General features: G+C 32.6%; 5 protein-coding genes. All 5 read left to right on the top strand.

Annotated elements, in window-relative coordinates:
- Positions 1-167 precede the first annotated feature (167 nt).
- The 5 genes from HRG09_RS27615 to HRG09_RS27595 all read left to right on the top strand — a co-directional run bounded on the left by HRG09_RS27615 (position 168) and on the right by HRG09_RS27595 (position 3,668).
- The gene (locus tag HRG09_RS27615; protein ID WP_174103998.1) at positions 168-710 is read left to right on the top strand and encodes a hypothetical protein; all 543 of its coding nucleotides are present in this window, start codon (positions 168-170) and stop codon (positions 708-710) included.
- A 489-nt stretch (positions 711-1,199) separates the two neighbouring features.
- Entirely contained in the window at positions 1,200-1,754 is a 555-nt protein-coding gene (locus tag HRG09_RS27610; protein ID WP_174103997.1) for a recombinase family protein, read from the top strand.
- Positions 1,755-2,118: 364 nt separating this feature from the next.
- Entirely contained in the window at positions 2,119-2,346 is a 228-nt protein-coding gene (locus HRG09_RS27605; RefSeq protein ID WP_174103996.1) for a methyltransferase, read from the top strand.
- Positions 2,347-2,384: 38 nt separating this feature from the next.
- Complete coding sequence (locus tag HRG09_RS27600; RefSeq protein WP_375335780.1) at positions 2,385-2,531, top strand: hypothetical protein; 147 nt, start codon at positions 2,385-2,387, stop codon at positions 2,529-2,531.
- 198 nt (positions 2,532-2,729) lie between these two features.
- Positions 2,730-3,668 (top strand): alpha/beta hydrolase, encoded by a 939-nt coding sequence (locus tag HRG09_RS27595; protein WP_309232409.1) that lies wholly within the window; start codon positions 2,730-2,732, stop codon positions 3,666-3,668.
- The last annotated feature ends 16 nt before the right edge of the window (positions 3,669-3,684 follow it).

Genomic DNA, 3,684 nt, shown 5'->3' with positions numbered 1-3,684 from the left:
AGGTTTCTATGTCTCTATCAAATGATTTTTGCACCAGAACCATATTTTGTATTAATCCCCCTTTTCGGGGGACGGGCAAAGAAACCCAAACTGTAAAGTTTATAAATTTAAAAATTATATTTATCCCTATTCCTAATACTGTATAATTATGGATGAGGAGTGATAATTTGATAGTAAAGATGAAAAGACAGGAGTTCGATCAGTTAGCTCAGGAAGCGATCTTCAAAGCGTGTTTTGAACCGTTGATTCTAGTTTATAAAAATAGAGTGGCGAAGCAAAATACAGGGGATAAGACAATGGTTAAAGAACAGTTTTATAAAGAGCTAACCAAAGGACAACGAGCGTTGTTCGTGTTCAAAGTGTATTATGATCACGCAAGTGAATCTCTGGCTGAGTTTTATTGGTGGAGTGCCTATTTTATGGCTCAACCTAAAATTTGGTCAGCAATCAAAGCTGGATTACAGTATTTCGGGGATGATGTCATGCTTCTAATGCTTGAAAAGATTGAAGTGATTCTTAAAAAACATAATCATCCAAGTAGTTTAGAAGGGTTTACTATTACACGTGAAGAACTTGACCGTAATAAGGAGCTCCTCGCATCTATTGGTCCCCTGCATGTCACATTTGACGAAACTGCTCCTCTAACTATAAAAATAATAAGTGAGTATGTCCGAAACAATCAAAGAGAATTCGTACAGATTGAGGACTAGTTTTCACAACATATTATTATGGATTCGAAATAATAAGCGATATTTAATCAACTTTATTGTCATTCTAAATAGGAATTAATTAATCTTAAAAAGAAATCTTAAACAACTAATTTAAAACAGTATCCTTATATGGGTACTGTTTTGTTAGTTTAAAGGATTAAACTTAAACAACTTTATTGAAAATAAACAGTAATCTTCATGAAAAAATATTTGTAAATCTTCAATTAAAAATTTGTGAATGTTCATTAATTTCTCATACGTTTACGAATGAAATTAAACTCCCAAAAACGATTATTTTTGGGACATTTAAATAATAAGCGATTTTTGTTCATTTTTTGTCGAAAAACTTTCCCAAAACTCATCCTAAAAACTATATTCCTAATACGTACGTTTATGATACAATAATTACATAAAGAAAGACTATTTGTATAAAGTGGGGAGGATGAAAAAAGGTTATTTAACTTTTTAGCAACAGAGGTGTAGTAGAACATGAAAATAGGATACGCAAGAGTTAGTACACAAGATCAGAACTTAGATATGCAAGTAGACGAATTACAAAAAAATGGATGTGAACGTATCTATCAAGAAAAAATATCCGGTGCCAAACAGAATCGACAAGAATTAAAAATAGCTTTAGATATGCTTCGTGAAGGAGACACTTTTGTTATTTATAAACTTGACCGTCTAGCTCGATCTGTTAAACAGCTATATGAGATTATGGATATCATCCGTGAAAAAAACGTCCATTTTATTTCCTTGAAAGATAACATTGATACTTCTACAGCTTCAGGAAGAGCTATGTTTGGTATGTTTGCTGTTTTTGCCGAGTTTGAGCGGGATATTATTCGTGAAAGAACCGTAGCCGGATTAGATGCGGCAAGAGCGAGAGGGAGGAAAGGAGGGAGACCTAAAACCGATAAAAAGAAAACCTTACAAGCTATTGAATTATATAAGTCTAAAAAATTTACAGTTGAAGAAATCAAGGATATGACTGGTGTTTCCCGTTCTACCCTATATAGGGAAATGAAGAACGAAGAAGAATAACGAAAAAAGCCCTCTTCTCGCCAACCAAAGCTTAGAAAGAGGACTTTTCTCCGGTACACTATAAAAGAAAGGTTGATTCTAGATGGCAAATACCTATCTAAAAACTCCTAACAGCAAGTATATTTTAACACATTTAACGATAAAAGAAAAAATGATCGCTACTATAAAAAGTGCTTTGAAAAAGCGATAAGACGTCATTTGTGAATGGTTTGGTATAGATAATTGTATTGTCTCACAAATCTGGTTCTTTGGTACATTTGGACTATCCACTTTTATGATTGTTGCTACATATGTGATTTCTGGACTATGTTTTGGGTTTTAATTCTAATTTTTTCAACTTATATAACTAAGGAGGAATTATTTTATGAATAAAAAATCTATAAATGTAAAAATTGGTGATTCTGTACAATTCCGTTATCGTCATGATACATCAGTAATACTAATTGGATCAGTAGTCAATGTATTAACCAATACCATTGTTGTTGATGTTTCTGATTGTCCAAATAAGATCAATGGACTAGAAGATCGACAACTTGTAAAGTTTGGTCAGTTTAAAAAAATCCGAAAACAAAATATGCTCTTGGCGCAATAAATTTTCCTTATAACTAATTACTTTTAGGAGGATATAATATGAAGCCAAAACGTGGTGAGTTTTTTCATTTTTCAAAAGATAATACAGTATACTTGGTTTTAGGTTATGCCAAAATGTTCGGTAATGAAGAGCATAATTTTATTAACCTTAAAAGAATGAGAGATTTGACTACTTATAACACTTAGTGCAGATTTATTTTCGCTTTATATACAAGCTGGAAGGTTCATAAAAGATAATGTAATCGTAACTAATTAAAAATTTCTTTCCCACCATATTCTTATGTTCGAGAATATGGTGGGAAAGATACAAAGGGTGAATAAAATGAAAGATAGAAAAGGAACGAAAGGCTTTTTTGGGTTCTGTTAACCTCACATGAATAGGATATGCAAAAAGAAACTGCAATTTATATATATCTAGTCTTTATGTATGGTAAAATTTTCTACAAAAAGGAGTTGTCATTAATGCTCGAATATGACCGTAACCTCGCTTTAGACTTTCAAGAAGTTTCATCTGTTGTTTATGACAGCCATACAGTTAAAGACATAAATTATTTAAGTCCATGTGGCGGGACAGTTCCTGGTTATTTAGTGGTTCCAAAAACAAGTACTCCTTCACCAGCAGTTATCTTTATGCATCCAGGACAAGGTAATAGAAAAACCTTTTTACCAGAAGCTGAGAAATTAGCTTTAAATGGTGTCTTTTCTCTTTTAATTGATGCACCTTTTGTGCGTGGTACAGCTCCAAAAACCCCTTCCACAGAGCAAGAATTGTATTGCCTGGTAGAAGCAATGACTGATATTCAAAAATATATTCAAACAATACTCGACATTAGAAGAGGAATAGATTTGCTATCTACTTTTAATAATGTTGATTCAAAACAAATTGCATATATTGGGCATAGCTTAGGTGCTACTTGGGGAGGTGTCCTTGCGGGAGTTGAAAAACGTATTAAAGCATATATTTTGATGGCAGGTTTCTCAAGTGTATCTATGTGGCATAAAACAAGTGACCACCCTCTAGCAGTATTAATTCGAAATATGTTATCAGAAGAAAAATTCCATTCATTTATTTCAGCACTCGAACCCTTAGATGCTATTCACTACATAGACAAAGCTGTACCAGCATCTTTATTCTTTCAATTTGCTTATAATGACGAATTTGTATCAAGAGATCAAGCGAATAGTTTTTATACAAATGCAAATCTACCTAAAGAAATTATCTGGTACGAGACAGATCATCTCTTTACAGCATGTGATACCGCTTCTGAAGATAGGATCAAATGGCTTTTCAAAAATTTAGGTTTAAAACTAAATAAACAATAATTTTCACTTCCTATAC

It is taken from the genome of Bacillus sp. Xin1 (assembly GCF_013314535.1).
Classification (GTDB): domain Bacteria; phylum Bacillota; class Bacilli; order Bacillales; family Bacillaceae_G; genus Bacillus_A.
The sequence above is the reverse complement of the archived record's forward strand: the minus strand, read 5'-3'. Positions and strand labels throughout refer to the sequence as shown.